This is a genomic window from Nitrosomonas sp. Nm34 (assembly GCF_900113925.1).
Lineage (GTDB): Bacteria > Pseudomonadota > Gammaproteobacteria > Burkholderiales > Nitrosomonadaceae > Nitrosomonas.
The window spans coordinates 1-16,531 of sequence record NZ_FORD01000054.1 but is presented as its reverse complement, the minus strand read 5'-3'; the positions used below and the strand labels follow the sequence as shown (position 1 = coordinate 16,531).

The window sequence follows — 16,531 nt, the reverse complement described above, 5'->3', positions numbered from 1 at the left end:
CGCGCCATGGACAGCCAACCCGCATTCAATACAGTATGCCTTCTACCGTCATGCGCAGATTGCGCTTGTTATCAATCGATTCTTGAAGCAGAATCTTCTCCAGCTTCGACCAGTACTCATCATTGAGCCTCATTCGGACATCGCAAACTCGTTTTGTTGGTGGTATAGGAACCCCAATATTACGAGTTTGTTTTTATCTATGAAATACTTATCTTAAAACGTCAACAGACCCTAGAGTAAAGATTGCCTGAGCCATCCACCACGACAACGACTTTCCAGAAAGCTTGTGGAATCTTGACACCACGGTGAATCTCATCATTATCTTGGAACAAAGGACCGGTAAAAACGGTGGCACGCAAGTCATCTTGATCAGTATTGGTGAGAATGAAGTTTTCGAGCCCCTGCCAAAGAGATTGTCGTTGATTGAATTCCCAGTATTGTGGGGTACAGTTTGTCCAATGAAAGGTATCTTTATTTGCGCGCCTCAAAATCGCTGCATCACCCCAAACGGGGTCGAGACGCCGCACCAAATGGCCGCGATCAAAATAATTACCCCCCGGTTCATTGCTATATAGTTCATCATCGACCTGAAGATCTTCTGGCACACGCGGATCATAGAACCATATATCACTTCCTCGATTAAGGCTAACCGATTTTGTTCCATCGATATTCACTGCTGTGAAAAAAGCAAGCCGCCGGTCTGCATTGAAAACAATTGAGAAATGCTCATAGCGTAACTCCCCATCAGTACTACCTTCGATTGGCGCAACTTGGCCGAAACGTAATGCCCGTTCGGTAAGCGTTGGTAAGGAAACTTCTATTCCCAGAAAATTTCGATCATAGCCAGCTCTCCCGGCATAATAACTGATCGGATGAGTACGACGACGTGCACGACGCTCGGCTTTGGCAAACTCAGTAGAGATGACCGTCGGAGCAGGACTCACAATGCTAATTCTCTCGCTGCGGCCAGATAGAGGACGAATGCCATCAATGTCATCCAGGAACGCTTTTACCAGGAACGAAGGTGCTGCTGCGATCTTTTGCTGTTCTCGGATATGGTTAACGATAGAACTGACTCGAATACCCTCATTCGCCTCCCAGCGTAGTAAATCTTCTGGTAAATTGCTCGCTATTTCTTCTGATACCCATTCTCCCGTTGTCCGCTGATATTCGGTTACGCCATTATTTATCCTAGTGACTGGCACCCCGCTGTGATGCACCGCGACAACTTGCCAATTATCATTGAATGTTGGTGCACCTGATGATTCCGGTGCAGTGTCTGAGGCATACCAAAGGAAGTCTTTGCGAAACCCAGCCTGACCATCACCAATCTGGATTACTTTGTTCTCCCGAATCGCAATGAACTTTTCATCACCATTGGGATGCTGTATCACAGTAATGAATTCACCTTCCTGCACTTTATGAATGCCGGGTTCCAGTCGCAGAAATCCAAATTCATCGATAGTTGCCATCCCCTCGATAGATTGCTCCATAACGGCAATCAACGTAAAATCAAGACTATCTTTTGGTACAGTGATAAAAGTATTGTCTGGATCAAGGCGGAAACGACGGCTCGTTTTGAATTGACCATTTGCCTCCCGCTCATAACCAAATTCAATTACAGCACGACGCGCTTCTTCTATGGAACTAATGACATGATTATTGGTAATCATCAATCTTGGAGTAATCAGGAAGCCAGTACCCCAGTTGCCGCTACCGCCGAAATCTTCAGGAACATCAACTCGTCCGACTGCCGCAGAGGCTAGTTGACCTCGAGTGCGGTAATTGATGGGCAAAAGATCATTGCGACCGATCGAACGTTCAAAGTCGCGGCCCGTAAATCCACCCCCACTTCGCGCAAGATGCGTCAGCCGCGCACCGAGAACAGCATCACTTGGTCGCGAAACAGGACGATCCTTTAATGATCTGATCAGATCAACAAATTCTTGATTATACTTTTTCTTAATATCAAAGTAAGCCATGGCAATTTCCTCCTGTATTAATAAAAAAGTTTGATAGGATTACGTCGTTGCGAACAGTAAATGATGGTTTCATAAATACTCCGCGCAGTAAGAGCAAAAGCGATATTAATCGCGTGCTAGACCAATTGGCTCTACTAGAATACCCCCATCGTACTTATGCTTATATCTGAGTTCCGCATGAGACTTGCTTCAAGGACACCGCGATTTTCATTTATTCGAGCAAGTCGAGAAATTCTAAAACGAATTTCAAGGGTGCCTATGACTTTGAGCTTCATCTAGTGATTTTTGCACGTGAGCCCGTAAGGTGGAAGCCACTTGGCTATTGCGTTGGCGTCGAGGAAAGCCTGATAGAGACACTCCGGATTTATCTGGAACACGCGGTAACGCTGGCTGTTACCTGTCGGCATGATCGTGTCTCCTTTCAGGTACGGCTAAAGAGAGCTGGGCTTTCATGCTAGCATTGATTACTGATGGACGCCATCATGTTATAGTCTGCGAAGGCGGGTAAACTTCTAGTGGGCATCATTTTGCTGGCAAGCTTTAGCAAATGCATGCTGACTGTTGATTTGGTATTCTTTCCTCTTATTAGAATAGACAGAACAGAAATAACAGAGTCAGTCTCATAAGAATATTTGACAATAACTGTGTCCATTATTCCATTTCTAAATCAAAACTGACTTTATCAGCTTCACCTTGCCGTATGATTGATACTGTCTGCGGCTCAACTTCGCGTCAGTTTTGATCTGGAAATAGAATTAGAAAGCAGGCAGTGCTGTCTCGGGTTTTGCTGGTTAGGAAGAGATACGGATTATCCCTTGAGCAGCAAGCGTTTAGTGTCGATTTGGAGAAAGCAATGAAGATCTCAGTAAAAATCTCTGGACTAATGTTGGGATTACCGATGCTGGCCATAGCGGGTCAGTTTGAAGTAAGCGAATTCAAGTTGGGCAACGGCCTCAAGGTGCTGGTAAAAGAAGATCACCGCGCGCCCGTGGTGGTGTCACAAATCTGGTACAAAATTGGCTCCAGCTATGAACACGATGGCATTACCGGCCTTTCTCACATGCTGGAACACATGATGTTCAAGGGTACGGAACATCATCCGGCCGGCGAATTCTCTCGTATCATCGCAGCCAATGGTGGGAGCGAAAACGCCTTTACCGGCGAAGATTTTACAGCCTATTTTCAGAGCCTCGAAAAATCACGGCTGGAGGTAAGCTTTAAGCTGGAAGCAGACCGCATGCGTTATCTCAAATTGGATGAGGGTGAGTTCGCTAAGGAGCGAGAGGTGGTGCTGGAAGAGCGCCGCTTGCGCACAGAGGACCAGCCTCGTGACAAAACTATGGAGCTGTTCATGGCTTTGGCATTCAGCAATGGTCCCTATAAAAATCCAGTTATAGGCTGGCCGGAGGACATTAAAGAATATACCCTGAGCGATCTGCAAAAATGGTATCGACAGTGGTATGCTCCCAATAACGCCACTGTGGTAGTAGTAGGCGATGTACAACCAGAGGCTGTGCATGATTTGGCACAAAAGTATTTCGGTGTGCTGGCGCCCAGCCGTTTGCCGAAGCTGAAGTCTCGCACCGAGTTGGACCAGACTGGCTTGCGCCGCATGATTGTAAAGCGGCCAGCCAAGCTGCCTTTTCTCGTAATGGGATATAAAGTGCCGGTGTTAAAGGGTACTGTCAAGGAATGGGAGCCTTACGCCTTGGAAGTGCTTACTGGCATCCTCGACGGTGGCAACGGCGCACGCTTGCCATCCCGCCTGGTACGCGGCAAGGAAATCGCTGCAGAAGCCAACGTCGGTTACAACCTGTATTCGCGACTGCCAACACTGCTCACGATAGAAGCAGTTCCGGCACAAGATAATGACACAGCGGCTCTGGAACAGGCCTTACGTGGAGAAATAGGTCAATTGCAGGAAAAGCCGGTGACGTCAGAAGAATTAGCACAAGTCAAGGCGCAGGTGGTAGCGCATAAGGTTTACGAACAGGACTCCGGTTTTTATCAAGCGATGGAGTTGGGTATGTTGGAAACCGTCGGCCTAAGCTGGCCCAAGGCCGAAGAGTACGTGGACAAAATCAGGGCCGTCACCCCCGAACAAGTACAAGCTGTAGCGCGCAAATATTTAGTGGAGGATCGATTGAGTATTGCCTATCTGGATCCCCTACCCATCACTGATGGCACGACAACTGGCGAAATACTGCTGGAGGACACGCATGCACGCTAAATTCTTAAGCGCATTCATTGCCCTGCTGACTCTACTCAGCCCTTGCATGACCGAAGCCACTCCGAATATCCAGCACTGGACGACAGCCCAAGGCACACGGGTGTATTTCGTGCGCACCGAAGGACTGCCAATGGTCGACTTGCGCGTGGTATTCGCCGCGGGTAGCGTTTATGACGGCACACAACACGGTGTAGCATCACTGACTTCAGCGTTGCTGGATAGCGGCGCGGGTAAGTGGAACGCTGACGATATCGCCCAGCGTTTGGAAAGCGTGGGAGCAGTTATGGAAACTTCAGTCTCAAAGGATACCGGTTCCCTTTATCTGCGCAGCCTGACCGACCCGGACAAGCTGAATGTGGCCGTGGGAACTCTGCACGCGATATTGACCAAGCCTCTTTTTACTGCCGAAGATTTCGAGCGGCAAAAAAGACAGGCACTTCTGAGCCTTCAGGAAAAAGAGGAGTCGCCAGGCAATCTAGCCGAGGTAATTTACACCAAAGCCATCTACGGCGACCATCCCTATGGTCACCCGACTGACGGTGAAATTGGCACCGTCACCCAACTAACTCGTAATGATCTGGTCAAGTTTTACCAACGTTATTACGTGGCCGCAAATGCGATGGTGGCCATAGTGGGCGATTTGGCTCGTGCTGATGCGGAAACCCTAGTCGAGCGATTACTGGCTGGACTGCCGCAAGGCGCACCAGCAGAAACTCTGCCCGCTGTAGCGGAACCACTTGCTGCTACTACGGTAAAACAATTCTTCCCTTCAACTCAGACCCATGTACTAATAGGTGAACCGGTGCTGATTTACAATGATCCCGATTACTTCCCTCTTTATGTAGGAAATCACATACTTGGCGGCAGTGGTTTGGTTGCACGCATTACCCAGGAAGTGCGGGAAAAACGTGGCCTTTCCTATAGTGCCAGCAGCTATTTTTCCCCACGGGCCGGCAAGGGACCATTCACCATGCGCCTGCAAACGCGTAACGAACAAACCGACAAAGCGCTGAAAGTGATGATGGAAACGGCCAACAAATTCATCGCCGAGGGCCCTACCGACAAAGAGTTGAAAGCGGCCAAACAGAACCTCGTCGGCGGCTTTGTCCTTCGCATCGATAACAATCGGAAAATTGCTGAATATGTGGCGACTATTGGCTTTTACGGCTTGCCGCTGGATTATCTCAATACCTTCAATGCCAAGGTGCAGTCCGTCACCGTGGCCAATATCGTCAAGGCATTCAAGACACGGGTTGATCCGGCCCGCTTCCAGACGGTATTGGTGGGCGGAGCGGCTGGGAAGTGATGGGTGACACTTTAATCTGTCTGTTGCTCACACGCGAAATGACATAAAGGGGAGTCGCAGACAGTATCAATCATACGGCAAGGTGAAGCCGATAAAGTCAGTTTTGATCCAGAAATGGAATAATGGCTGATATTGAAAAAGTTACTTTGCGAAAACAATATAAAAAGTAAATGATGTCTAGATTGGATTGCAGAAAATATGCTAAGGTTTAAAAGTGGTGTTAGCAGCTAATTCAGATTTTCATAGCAACGGTTTAGCATGGGAGCTGTCATAACACGTGCAGCACCATGAGGTAGTGATTTTCTGAAATACACAAACACTACTTTTAAATGGTTGTTATATCCAATCAAACTTTTAGGAGAAATTGCCATGATCAGCAAAAAATCCATCATTTCTATCGCTATTGGTTCTGTGTTTGCCATTACGTTAAGTACTGCCACTATCTCAATGGCGAGCGACGATTCCGCCATCATTCAATTTGGAGATAAAAGTTTCATGCTTGCCCAAGCTCATCAGCATGGGCAAGAGAAAGGTAGCGCACAAGGTGGAGATGGCAAGTATGGTGAAGGTCAGCGGGGCGAGTGTAGTAAATACAAGCACGGTCAGGACAAGGAAAGTGGCGGTATGATGAAAGGTGGGCATGATTATGCTCATATGATCATCTCTCATGCTGATGTATTGAAATTAACCGATGAGCAGTTGGGAAAAATTATCCGCCTGCATCTAAAAAACGAACAAGAACACGGGCAACTCAAGCAGAAACTACGTAAAAATATGAAAGCGCTTAAAAAAGAAAGCATGAAATTTGACACAAGTGATAGCGAAGTGCGTAACCTTGGCAAACAACTTACGGCTGCTTTCAATGAAATGATTGAATTTCACATTAAAGAGCGTCAAGCAATCCAGGCCATTTTATCAGACGATCAGAAAAATCAGCTTAAGACCATGAAAATGGAGGACAATCCACATGGCGATCAACAAGGTAGGTATGGAGATCACTAAATCTATTAATAGCTTTAACTGTTACAGTGTAAAGCTCACATATAAACGAACTGTGTCTTCATGAGCAAAATAAAAAATTGTTGGTTATATTTGCTCCTTTACGTGTTAATTACGTTGATATAAGAAATGGAGAGCAGCGCGAATGAACGCACTGCTCCCCGTGTGTCGACCTGTTCCTCTCCCTACCCCAGACGCGTATGGCCATTTGCGGGAACCTGGAGCGGCTTTGTATTGCTGGGAAAAAAGTCGTAGGAAGCTGGAAAGGAAAAAGAGATGAGCAGGAATCAGTCGTGAGCGCTCTCCATGAATTCTTCTGAGCTGAAGTCCGCCATCAACCCGGCCTGCGCCTTGACGGCATCGACCAACACCTCATTCGGAATGTTCCAGGTGAGTCCTTCGGTGACTGCGTCAAGCAAGAAGTTTCGGTATGGCATGGTGGTTCCTTTTTTAGTTGCTTTGGTTGAAATAAAGGACATCACCCGCAAAAGCAAATAATGTTGCGAATGAAAATAGATCGAGCTTACAGCCGGAGCCGTCAAGTGCTGCTCCCAACGCGGCTCAAACTCTTTACAAAATTCGTCACTCGCACAAAAAACCGTTGTAGTATCCATGGGAATCTGACTCTTCTCATGATGAAATTCTTTTCCAAAACCACTTCATCATAAGGAATTCGGGTTCCTTTTGCTGCTTTTCTTATCCCGAACTCACGTTAAATAAGGTAATCCCCCGGCTTGGAACCGGGGGATTACCTTATTTATTCACTCTTGCTGATTGTGCCATCTATAAGGGTGTTGCTGCATGTGCTTAATGTGCTATAGCTAACGATAGAGCTGATACTATCGCAAAAAACACCGGTTTTCTTTTATTCATTATTCCTTCTCTCATCCTCTGATTAAAAGGCAAGTATGGTACAAGAACCCCACTTTTTAGCTACTCGATAAGTGATTACGCAAGGCACACTCTGTTCCGACCATTCTCCTTCGCCTGATACAGCGCTTTGTCGGCCTGATTGAGCAGCGTGTTCAAGTCAGCGTCTCTCCCTTCAAGACTAACCACACCTATGGATACCTTGAAATAAAGCGGCATACCCATCTCCAGCGTCACTGCAGTGCAGGCCACTTCCTCGCGCAAGCGCTCCGCAACTTCTGTTGCTCTTTGCGTATCGGTCTCAGGCAGCAATACGGCAAACTCTTCCCCGCCTATACGCCCGATGATATCGACTGTACGCAGCATTTTACGCATGACATCGGCCAGCCGTTTGAGCACAGCGTCACCTGCCTGATGCCCATGTCTGTCGTTGATTTTCTTAAAGTTATCGATGTCGAGCATGAGCAAGGAAAGAGTGTGATGATATCGTTGTGCGCGAATAAGCTCGGCGTGGCCCTGCTCCATGAAGAAGCGGCGGTTGAACAGTCCGGTCAGATAGTCCTGGCGTGCCTGCTGCTCAAGCTTTTCTTTCAATAGCTCCAGCTCTGTAATATCCGTAAAAATACCGCATAGCCCGCAGATGCTGGTTTTCTTGTCGTTTTCATAAATCGGGGTCTTGATTTCCCAGTAGATACGAAGGTGGCCGTTCTCACCCTTGCAGATGACTTTCTCTGCAGTATCTTCGCCATGTAGCAACACACGTATGTCTGTTTCATGCAGTCTTGCCACCGTTTCAGGTGGAAAAAAACGTGAATCGGAGCTGCCTGCCAGATCCTCTGCCGAACACTTGAATAACTCCAGCGTCGACCGGTTGGCATAGATATAACGCCGCTGTTGGTCCTTCATGAAAATATACGTGGGGATACGATCCAGTGCAAAACTGAACCGGTCAACTAGGGTACGAGCTTGCGCTGCCTCTTTCTCGAGCTTACGCTGGCGGTGTTGGTGGAGAAATAGGCCAACGGTGGAAGCCAATACAATGACGCCGAAAAATATTCCCTGAACTAAAATGTGCTGTCGCCATGACTGGAAAATGGAATCGGAATCACGATTGACAGCCACGACCAAGGGCTTGTCCATCTTGAGATTGGCCGGATAAATAGTGCGCAGAGCGAGCATACCATGCTCCTTAGTGGCATACATGATATCTGTGAAGACTTGCTCCTTCTTGCCGCTGTTCTGATGTCGCGTAAAGAACGAATCAGGATGCCTCAGATTCACTCCCTCCATATTTTCTCTTTCATCAGGCATCGTGAGGAACACCATGCCATCACTATGGATAAGAGCCACCCACATGCTTGATGCATATTGCACCGACATCATAAGGGTCTTGAAATATTCCGGATCAAGCGTTGCAGAGACAATACCGGCAAATTCGCCCTCTTCCCCCTCAATCATGCGGATGACGTTAATGACGAATGTCCCAGCTACGGTTTCAAATGGCGGTGAGACGTAAAGCATATCCACATTCGGATGCTGTTTCACTTCCTGGAAATAATCGCGAGAACCAATATTCATTCCGATCAATTCAGCACGTGTCGAGGCAGTGATAGTGCCTTCTTTATCCACGATGTTCATGGTGCGTATGCCCGGTATGATGCTGGCTGCCTTGAGGTGGCGTATTACTGCTTGCTGCCCTGCATCGTTTTTCCAGTAAGCCAGGTTGCTGCGCACGTTTTCCAGCGCAAGGTTTGCACTCGTCAGCTGGTACTCCGTGTTCTCAGCAATGACCCATGCCTGAATCGACAATCTGTCATGCTCACGGGCAGTAGTGCGATCATGCTCAAAATACAGATTGAATGTAATTCCCACGCCCAAAGTGATCAGGATTAGACCGAGCCATAACCATTGCATATATAAAGGTTTTTTTGGCTGGTGAATTCGAAGCAGCATGGGTTTCTCCTATTCAGCATAGTCAACGAGACCATTCCTTACATGATATAAAAGATGAAGAGCTGGCCAGTTTAAGTGAGTGCTTACGCAAAAATTTGGCAGCAAACTTACCAGCATACTGCGCTCATAATTGCGAATATGGATTTATGCAAGATGCACAAATCCGTTTTCAAATCGCTCCACTAATATTCCTCATTCTGGAGAATTAAACTGATTTCTTATCTTTTTTAATTGTTTAGGAATGGAATAGCAATCTAAAGAAGTTAGGTACGGAAATCTATTGTACTTTGGAACAAGTGATGTTTTTGATCAGTTGAAAAGAGCCATGACCATCAGCGATGACCCCTAGTGCAACCTGCAAACAGATCAAAAGTGATTAAAATTAGTGCATTGTAACCTGCCAGGATTTTATAACTGCTTACGTTTCCAAATTAAAAATGACGCGAAGACGAGCCGCAGATGGTATCAATAATACGGCAAGGTGAAACCGACAAAGTTGGTTTTGATTTAGGAATGAAATGGCACATTTGTATCAATGGCAGATCAGAAAATGGCTATAGATAAAAAGGGCTCTATATGAATTTCAGTGGGTATGGCATTATTGAATAATGAATAAATAAGGTAATCCCCCGGCTATGCCGGGGGACTATTAAAGGTTTGACTGTGTGATACGGTCACCGTGATTCTTTTAGCTTGATCAAGAGCTAGGAGAATCAAATGAGAGATTATCAGAGTTTGACCCATACAACATGGGACTGTAAGTACCATGTCGTATTTATTCCAAAAAGAAGGAAGAAAGTGATATTCGGAATGATACGAAAACACTTGGGAAAAGTATTTCACGAATTAGCTGCACAGAAAAAATGTCAGATAGTAGAAGGACACCTGATGCCTGATCATGTACATATGTGCATCAGCATTCCCCCGAAGTACTCGGTATCTTACGTAGTAGATATATTAAAGGGAAAAGTGCCATATCGGTTGCGCGCAGATTTATGGGGAAATCGAGGAATTTCACGGGTGAAAATTTTTGGGCACGTGGTTATTTTGTATCCACGGTAGGATTAGATGAAGAGATGGTCAGAGAATATATTCGGCACCAAGAGAAAGAGGATGAGCACTATGATCAACTCAAGCTTGGTATGTGATGCCATCTTTAGGTGGCGCCAATTCTTGCCCCTTTGAGGGGCTAACAGTAATAAGCCTCCGGCTTTGACGGAGTGATTTAACTTCATTTGTTATGGAAAAAGTATTCATTTTTCTATCTACAGATAAGTTCTTAGCTGGAACCTCTAACCCTTGGAGACAAGCGAGATGACAACACTATTACACAGAGCAGGAAAGCTCCTGGCAAGCATTGTGCTGGCAGTGTCGGGGTGGCTATCAAGCGGCGCAGTGCTGGCTGCAAACAACGACCCGATTGTACTGGCACACGGTTTTCTCGGTTTTGGTCCGCATGAATTGCAGGGCACAGGCTTTAAATACTGGGGTGGTTTCAACGATATTGAAGCTTATCTCAGAACCAACAACGGTTCCCATCAGGTATTTACTGCCACGGTCGGGCCCGTGAGTTCGAACTGGGATCGCGCGGTGGAGCTGTATTATCAGATTAAAGGGGGGTGCATTGACTACGGTGCAGCACGTGCCAAACAATTCGCAGTATACGGCAAAATCCAGAAACCAAGTGGCAAATGCTGGGCAGCCGACCCGAACAACAATCCCAATCATGATGAGCTCGCACTCTATCCACAATGGGATGAAAATCACCCGATCCATCTGATCTCGCACAGCCAAGGTGGCCAGACCGTTCGTACGCTGATCGAACTGCTGGAAAACGGCTCACCTTACGCCAATGAAGGCGACAGCCCGCTCTACGCTGGCGGCAAGATCGGCTGGGTGAAAAGTGCAACCACCATCTCCACGCCGCACAACGGCACTACGCTGCGCGAGGTGATCATCAGTTCCATGCCAAAAATGCCGGAACTGATCGGTTTGATCATCCAAGCTACTGGTCTCGGTGGCAGCAATAATCCGGTATACAACTTCAAGCTAGAACAATACGGCCTAGAACATACACCTTTTAAAGATAGAGATTCCGAAAATATCAAAAATTTCATCAATCGCACCAAGGCCGCACCATTCTGGAAACTGGAAAACCGCGATTCAGGGCTATGGGAAGTCGGCCCGGATGGCGCGCGAGAGCTGAACAGCTGGGTCAAGACTTCGCCGAATGTATATTACTACTCTATCGCCAACCATGCCACCGAACAAGGGTGTTTTTTCTGCCGCAACGATACCGACCGACTGATCGCGCCGTTCCAGCGCAGCATTTATCAATATGCCCGCGACGACATGATTTTTTTCCTTAAGGATACCGCTGGCGGATGGGTGGTGCCATCGTTTCTTCGAAGTGGCATGGGTTCATATACTCAGACCGATCCGAGTCGCGTACAGGTCAACGACAACTGGTTCGTCAATGATGGCGCGGTCAACTATATCAGCATGAAAGCACCGTTCGGTCAGCCAGTACGTAGCTATGACGGCAACTCGATTAAAGGTTACTGGAATTACCTCGGCTATTACGACAATTACGACCACCTCGACGTAATTGGCTGGCAGGATATCAAATACAAACCGACAATTTATCCGATCTACGACTACATCACCAACATTCTCTATGGTCTGTAACCACATCGTGCAACCGACCCACAGAAATTCACAAAGTTGGACTTCATTAAAGGAGACACATCATGGATATAGACGGAGTAAACTACGATTTCAAAATCAGTTCCGCCGACACAGTGGAAGGATTTGTCTTTCATATCCTAATCGAGGGGAGCATTGTGACTACGCTGCACCTGAACCTTCTGGAGATCGCAAACCTCGAGACCGCGCTGCACAACTTTAAAAAGGAGCTTACAAAAGGAGAACCTTTGCCATAACACTCGCAGTGTCCTTTGCTTCCACCGATCCGCTCGATTTTTCCGAACTGCGCGCCAAATCCGTCTCAGAGATAAGAGTAACCGGTATGAACGCCAGCAGTCCGACCGTGAGCGAAGGCGAGCCGAAACAACGGCCAAGAGAGAAATACCGCTGGGTAGCTTAGCATATAGAAATTCAAGGCTCTTTAGCTTTACGGATCCCAAAAGAATATTGGTTCTTTCCTATTTCTCTTGTTTACTCGCAAACTTGCTAATGAAGGACAAATTAATATATACATTTGTTTGTACGATAGCGGTATTTCTGGCTGGATGTGGCACAATCAATACCGTTGTTCGAGGCGATTGGATTGCCAAGCGTAATCTAAATCAAATTGAAACATCCTGTGAAACGATACCGCGGATTTATAGTGGTGTTTCTTACAATATTTGCCTCCTCCGAGGGAAACCCTCTCGGTTATCCCTTTGGATAGCACCCATACCCCAACTTCTATTCGTCGATATGGCATTATCAGGAGTTTTAGATACGATTGCCCTTCCTTATACAATCTATACGCAAACCAGCGACGGTGATATTAAGCTCAAGTAGAAAGCATAGGAAAAAACTACTCGAGGCTTTTGAGAGCACACCAAAGCAGCATTATCCTAAATTCCTCTTTTAACCCGAACTGGAAGCCAAATGAAAGGTTGGCAAATCGAGAACTGGTGGATTCTTTGGTCTGGTAGCAAAGATTTTGTCGATAATGTAGCGTACCAAGGCGGGCCATCGCTCTATTTTTGGCAACTGAGGCGTATTTGTCAGAATGAAATCGAGACCCTTACGGATGCAGCTGATCATTGTTTTGACTTGATCACCGGCCTCATGAGTTAACGTAAGCAATAGTCGAGATTGACCCGAATGCCGGGTCAGACGGGCAACCCCATTGAGTAGCAAAGGGCGACTGGTAATCGCTTCCAGATGTGTTTCGGGGTGTGCCAGGCGCGCATACCAACTCCACCAGTTATAGATGAGCGCGACTGCTCGTGCTGAGAGATTACAGCGCTCCAGGTCATGCGTGGTATCACATCCCAGCCCCACTGGTTTTTCAACTCATCAAAGCCATTCTCGCAATCTGCCCGGTCCTGATACCATTGACCGAAGGCTTCCATGAATAATCGGCACTAGTCACTAAAAAAGCATATTCCCATACTTTGATCTTATCTGGATGATCAACGAAGTGCAGGGTTCCTTGTTGGTTACCTGTGTTCATTTGCGCGCTCAGCGCGCAACGCAAGCTCTCATCGCTGACAATCTTGCTCATGCCAAGTATCTCAGGAGCCACTTCTCCTGTGCAGATTGCTCCATTTCCTGCACGGCGTTACCCACCGCCTTTACCACTGTTTTTTCTTCAAAATCCTTTTCATCCATTGGGTGACTCCTTTATTCAGCCATAAAGCCTTTACGGTACTACGTTTGCGCTTGTTTTTATAGGTTCAACTGAGAAAAATAGGATTATTTTTTATGCGTTTTTTAGACCCAGGCCCTGATGTAGCGCTGCTTCCTCGTAGATAGCATCAAGTAAATATTTTCCCGGAGGAAGTTTGGCAAGCAGGTAATTCCATTTCCAAATCAAAACTGATTTTGTCGGCTTGACCTTGCCGTATTATTGATACTGTCTATAGCTTGCCTTCGCGTCATGTTTGGTTTAGATGAGAATTCTTTTTGAATTATTCTTAACTGGTTAGGCTATATAGTCAGTCCGAGCCTGGTTTGTGTTTAAGTTGTGTAAAAACACAAAATTGAAACGCCAATGGTTTGGCCATGCCAAATTTGGAATCAAATACCAGGCATTGTGGAATCAATCATTGAGTATTGATCTTCAGCTACTCAGGGGGCAATTCCCATATCTGACAAGTTTTGGGATGAATTTTTATACAGCCCCGGTCGTAGGCAGGCTGCCGAACTGTATTAAAGTCATACTACAAAATATCAACATAAATCTAAGCCACTACAATTACATTTGTTCTTATTTATTTCTCCTCATCAATCTTCCTGCGTAACGACTTTCTTTGACTTTGGATTGCTTTACATTCCAAACGCTTGGTCTCGGAAGCTTTGGTTGGTTTAGTGGGTTTTCGTGGTTTTATCTGGACATTGACGCTTTGGATAATCTCTCGTAATCGATTGAGTGCATCTTCTTTGTTCTTAATCTGACTGCTATACCGCTGAGCCTTTATGATGATAATGCCTTCGCTAGTGATTCGGCTATCTTTTAAATTCAATAATCTTTCTCTGTATATTTCTGGGAGTGATGAAGTGTTTATATCGAACCGCAAATGAACTGCAGTAGCTACTTTATTTACATTCTGCCCGCCCGAGCCCTGAGCGCGTATCGCCTGAATTTCAATCTCAGTCAAGGGTATAGATATATGGCTTGATATTCTCAACATAATTAATTACTGAATTACCATTTTTTGGGGCGAGGCCAACCGTAACGACGCACTCCCGCATGACTTCTTCCAATTGTCAATAGCTGGAACGGATAAACCCTATACCAACAGGTGCTCCAATGGATGGTACCCCGCTCGAATTGGCTGTCTTTGAAATTTATCATCGTTGCTTCACTGTCGGATTATTTCCGGGAAGGAGATCCAATCTCGGCAGAATTTCAAACCGAACGTGATTGTGCGCATCTATCAGCAACACACCCAGGCCAGCGCGATGTAGCAGTGGAGCGAAGGGCAACATGTCCTCGGCGTTGCTACCCCTGCCGTGCAGCACGGCTACTACCGGTTGAGGTCCGGATAATGAAGCCGGGATCAGCCAGCAGAATAATTGCTTGCCGCGCGTAGTGGGAACGCGTATCTCACGATAGGCGGGTCCGAGCTCGGCAGGGCTGCTCTGTTCGAGTTGGCGCGGAGTATGAAAGCCACGGCGCACCAGGGCCGGAGCAGTAAACCAAGCCAGCAATACCAAGCTGAATGTAAAAGTAAAAATGATAATTAAAGACATGATGACTAGGACGCGACGATAAGAGTATTCATTATTAAAACACATGCTTGACAATCATTAAAAGGATTACGCAGTTTGGGACAACTGGTCTCCTCTTTCAGCGCATCTTGTAATGGCCAACAAAAACTGGGCGCCGACCTATAGCCTAATCAGTTAAGAATGATTCAGAATGTATAGGATTTGAAGAGCATCTCAACGCTTTGGCTTTGTTGTTTACGCAGTGCTTTGCCCTGTGTCCATGTATGTTCAATGGGATTAAGATCAGGAGAATAAGCAGGTAAGTATTCAAGGGTGTGCCCAGCGTTTTGTATGGCCTCTTGCGTATCCTGCCTCTGATGGAAGGTGGCATTATCCACCACAACGACGGCATGTGACGACAATTTAGGCAACAGGTCCTGCATCGCCCATTCGTGAAACACATCGGCATTGATATTGATTGAAAACAGGCTAACGGTGAGCAATAGTTTTCCGATCAGGGCGCCAATCGCGTTGATACTACCTGGCGCATGCCAGTCATGGGTGCCATGGCATCTTTGGCCAGCAGGTGCATAACCGTGCGTGCGCGGTGCATCCTGTGCAAAGCCACTTTCATCAATGTAGACAATGGCCCGGCCTGCAGCTTCATAAGCGGCGATCTTCTCCTGGAAGATGCGCCGTGCGTGATCAATTGCTTTGGGATGCTTCAGAGTTTTTTTATAGGTGATACCAAGCTTCTGGAGCGCCAGAAAAATAGCGTTCTGCGCTACACCCAAACGTTTTGCCCGCTCGTACTGATAAGCATCAGGATAATCGAGAACATCCTGCCGCAATACCTCAAGATCAATCTTGCGTTGGCGAAACCCTTGAGGTTTAGATGGATGTTCTTAACCCAGCGCGCACGCTAGCTACGCCAACATCAAACCGGGCCGCCACCTCGGCTATCGTAAGTCCTTCTTTCTTCCGGACAGACAGGACTTTGCGGCGGAAATCCAATGAATATGCCATCTCTAAATTATAATCAAAATCATCTGGTTACGCTATATTTAGGCAGCGTGGTTAAAAAATCTCGCTCGAATTCGATCGGGGGCTTTCTTTATAGCCTAATTCCAATTCCCATTAAATAACGTGAGTTCGACATAAGAATCATCACATCACGATTGGAAGAGCTTGAGGGAGTCTGATATTGAGCGAGGGTTTCTTCTCGCGAAAGGTGTAAGCCACCAGTCCGGCTATCAGATTAACAAAGAAGTTAACCGGGCTGCGATGGCGGGAATGCTCGAT

15 protein-coding genes and 2 pseudogenes are annotated in these 16,531 nt (G+C 46.6%); 7 read left to right on the top strand and 10 right to left on the bottom strand.

Annotation, left to right across the window (positions count from 1 at the left end; genetic code table 11):
* Positions 1–28: 28 nt before the first annotated feature.
* Positions 29–133, bottom strand: a pseudogene (locus tag BM283_RS20115) (IS5/IS1182 family transposase); the annotation flags it as partial.
* An 88-nt stretch (positions 134–221) separates the two neighbouring features.
* Entirely contained in the window at positions 222–1,982 is a 1,761-nt protein-coding gene (locus BM283_RS14565; RefSeq protein ID WP_090694363.1) for a DNA/RNA non-specific endonuclease, read from the bottom strand.
* Between the two features lie 853 nt (positions 1,983–2,835).
* Between BM283_RS14565 and BM283_RS14560 the strand changes: the two genes are divergently transcribed.
* The 3 genes from BM283_RS14560 (at position 2,836) to BM283_RS14550 (ending at position 6,520) form a co-directional block, all read left to right on the top strand.
* The gene (locus BM283_RS14560) at positions 2,836–4,212 is read left to right on the top strand and encodes a M16 family metallopeptidase (RefSeq protein WP_175492161.1); all 1,377 of its coding nucleotides are present in this window, start codon (positions 2,836–2,838) and stop codon (positions 4,210–4,212) included.
* Positions 4,202–5,518, top strand: coding sequence for a M16 family metallopeptidase (locus BM283_RS14555; protein WP_090694362.1), 1,317 nt, complete (start codon positions 4,202–4,204; stop codon positions 5,516–5,518). The genes BM283_RS14560 and BM283_RS14555 overlap by 11 nt, the downstream gene beginning before the upstream one ends.
* 369 nt (positions 5,519–5,887) lie before the next feature.
* Positions 5,888–6,520 (top strand): Spy/CpxP family protein refolding chaperone, encoded by a 633-nt coding sequence (locus BM283_RS14550; protein WP_090694359.1) that lies wholly within the window; start codon positions 5,888–5,890, stop codon positions 6,518–6,520.
* A 284-nt stretch (positions 6,521–6,804) separates the two neighbouring features.
* Here the strand turns inward: BM283_RS14550 and BM283_RS14545 are convergent, their stop codons facing one another.
* On the bottom strand, positions 6,805–7,131 hold the full coding sequence (locus tag BM283_RS14545) for a hypothetical protein (protein ID WP_090694357.1): 327 nt from the start codon (positions 7,129–7,131) through the stop codon (positions 6,805–6,807).
* Between the two features lie 334 nt (positions 7,132–7,465).
* Entirely contained in the window at positions 7,466–9,340 is a 1,875-nt protein-coding gene (locus BM283_RS14540; protein ID WP_090694354.1) for a diguanylate cyclase, read from the bottom strand.
* A 717-nt stretch (positions 9,341–10,057) separates the two neighbouring features.
* Between BM283_RS14540 and tnpA the strand changes: the two are divergent.
* From tnpA to BM283_RS14520, 4 genes and pseudogenes are all read left to right on the top strand, one after another.
* Positions 10,058–10,383: pseudogene (gene tnpA, locus BM283_RS14535) on the top strand (IS200/IS605 family transposase); the annotation flags it as partial.
* A gap of 271 nt (positions 10,384–10,654) precedes the next feature.
* Positions 10,655–12,028 (top strand): esterase/lipase family protein, encoded by a 1,374-nt coding sequence (locus tag BM283_RS14530; RefSeq protein ID WP_090694351.1) that lies wholly within the window; start codon positions 10,655–10,657, stop codon positions 12,026–12,028.
* A gap of 62 nt (positions 12,029–12,090) precedes the next feature.
* Entirely contained in the window at positions 12,091–12,282 is a 192-nt protein-coding gene (locus tag BM283_RS14525) for a hypothetical protein (RefSeq protein ID WP_046850215.1), read from the top strand.
* Between the two features lie 253 nt (positions 12,283–12,535).
* Complete coding sequence (locus BM283_RS14520; protein ID WP_046850214.1) at positions 12,536–12,868, top strand: YceK/YidQ family lipoprotein; 333 nt, start codon at positions 12,536–12,538, stop codon at positions 12,866–12,868.
* Between the two features lie 69 nt (positions 12,869–12,937).
* Here the strand turns inward: BM283_RS14520 and BM283_RS14515 are convergent, their stop codons facing one another.
* The 6 genes from BM283_RS14515 to BM283_RS20350 form a co-directional block, all read right to left on the bottom strand.
* Positions 12,938–13,357, bottom strand: a complete 420-nt coding sequence (locus tag BM283_RS14515; RefSeq protein WP_254776389.1) for a hypothetical protein — start codon at positions 13,355–13,357, stop codon at positions 12,938–12,940.
* Positions 13,358–13,364: 7 nt separating this feature from the next.
* On the bottom strand, positions 13,365–13,580 hold the full coding sequence (locus tag BM283_RS20110; RefSeq protein WP_254776388.1) for a hypothetical protein: 216 nt from the start codon (positions 13,578–13,580) through the stop codon (positions 13,365–13,367).
* 709 nt (positions 13,581–14,289) lie between these two features.
* Complete coding sequence (gene arfB / locus BM283_RS14510; protein WP_090694350.1) at positions 14,290–14,709, bottom strand: alternative ribosome rescue aminoacyl-tRNA hydrolase ArfB; 420 nt, start codon at positions 14,707–14,709, stop codon at positions 14,290–14,292.
* Positions 14,710–14,869: 160 nt separating this feature from the next.
* Positions 14,870–15,316 (bottom strand): alpha/beta hydrolase family protein, encoded by a 447-nt coding sequence (locus BM283_RS14505; protein WP_139225290.1) that lies wholly within the window; start codon positions 15,314–15,316, stop codon positions 14,870–14,872.
* Between the two features lie 119 nt (positions 15,317–15,435).
* On the bottom strand, positions 15,436–16,080 hold the full coding sequence (locus tag BM283_RS18280) for an IS630 family transposase (RefSeq protein WP_254776387.1): 645 nt from the start codon (positions 16,078–16,080) through the stop codon (positions 15,436–15,438).
* 40 nt (positions 16,081–16,120) lie between these two features.
* Positions 16,121–16,255, bottom strand: coding sequence for a helix-turn-helix domain-containing protein (locus BM283_RS20350; RefSeq protein ID WP_302848302.1), 135 nt, complete (start codon positions 16,253–16,255; stop codon positions 16,121–16,123).
* Positions 16,256–16,531: the final 276 nt, after the last annotated feature.

What these genes read in the sequence shown, in the direction of transcription:
- BM283_RS14565 (WP_090694363.1), bottom strand. Translation starts at nt 1,982, where the DNA reads ATGGCTTACTTTGATATTAAGAAAAAGTATAATCAAGAATTTGTTGAT.
- BM283_RS14560 (WP_175492161.1), top strand. Translation starts at nt 2,836, where the DNA reads ATGAAGATCTCAGTAAAAATCTCTGGACTAATGTTGGGATTACCGATG.
- BM283_RS14555 (WP_090694362.1), top strand. Translation starts at nt 4,202, where the DNA reads ATGCACGCTAAATTCTTAAGCGCATTCATTGCCCTGCTGACTCTACTC.
- BM283_RS14550 (WP_090694359.1), top strand. Translation starts at nt 5,888, where the DNA reads ATGATCAGCAAAAAATCCATCATTTCTATCGCTATTGGTTCTGTGTTT.
- BM283_RS14545 (WP_090694357.1), bottom strand. Translation starts at nt 7,131, where the DNA reads ATGGATACTACAACGGTTTTTTGTGCGAGTGACGAATTTTGTAAAGAG.
- BM283_RS14540 (WP_090694354.1), bottom strand. Translation starts at nt 9,340, where the DNA reads ATGCTGCTTCGAATTCACCAGCCAAAAAAACCTTTATATATGCAATGG.
- BM283_RS14530 (WP_090694351.1), top strand. Translation starts at nt 10,655, where the DNA reads ATGACAACACTATTACACAGAGCAGGAAAGCTCCTGGCAAGCATTGTG.
- BM283_RS14525 (WP_046850215.1), top strand. Translation starts at nt 12,091, where the DNA reads ATGGATATAGACGGAGTAAACTACGATTTCAAAATCAGTTCCGCCGAC.
- BM283_RS14520 (WP_046850214.1), top strand. Translation starts at nt 12,536, where the DNA reads ATGAAGGACAAATTAATATATACATTTGTTTGTACGATAGCGGTATTT.
- BM283_RS20110 (WP_254776388.1), bottom strand. Translation starts at nt 13,580, where the DNA reads ATGAGCAAGATTGTCAGCGATGAGAGCTTGCGTTGCGCGCTGAGCGCG.
- arfB (WP_090694350.1), bottom strand. Translation starts at nt 14,709, where the DNA reads ATGTTGAGAATATCAAGCCATATATCTATACCCTTGACTGAGATTGAA.
- BM283_RS14505 (WP_139225290.1), bottom strand. Translation starts at nt 15,316, where the DNA reads ATGTGTTTTAATAATGAATACTCTTATCGTCGCGTCCTAGTCATCATG.
- BM283_RS20350 (WP_302848302.1), bottom strand. Translation starts at nt 16,255, where the DNA reads ATGGCATATTCATTGGATTTCCGCCGCAAAGTCCTGTCTGTCCGGAAG.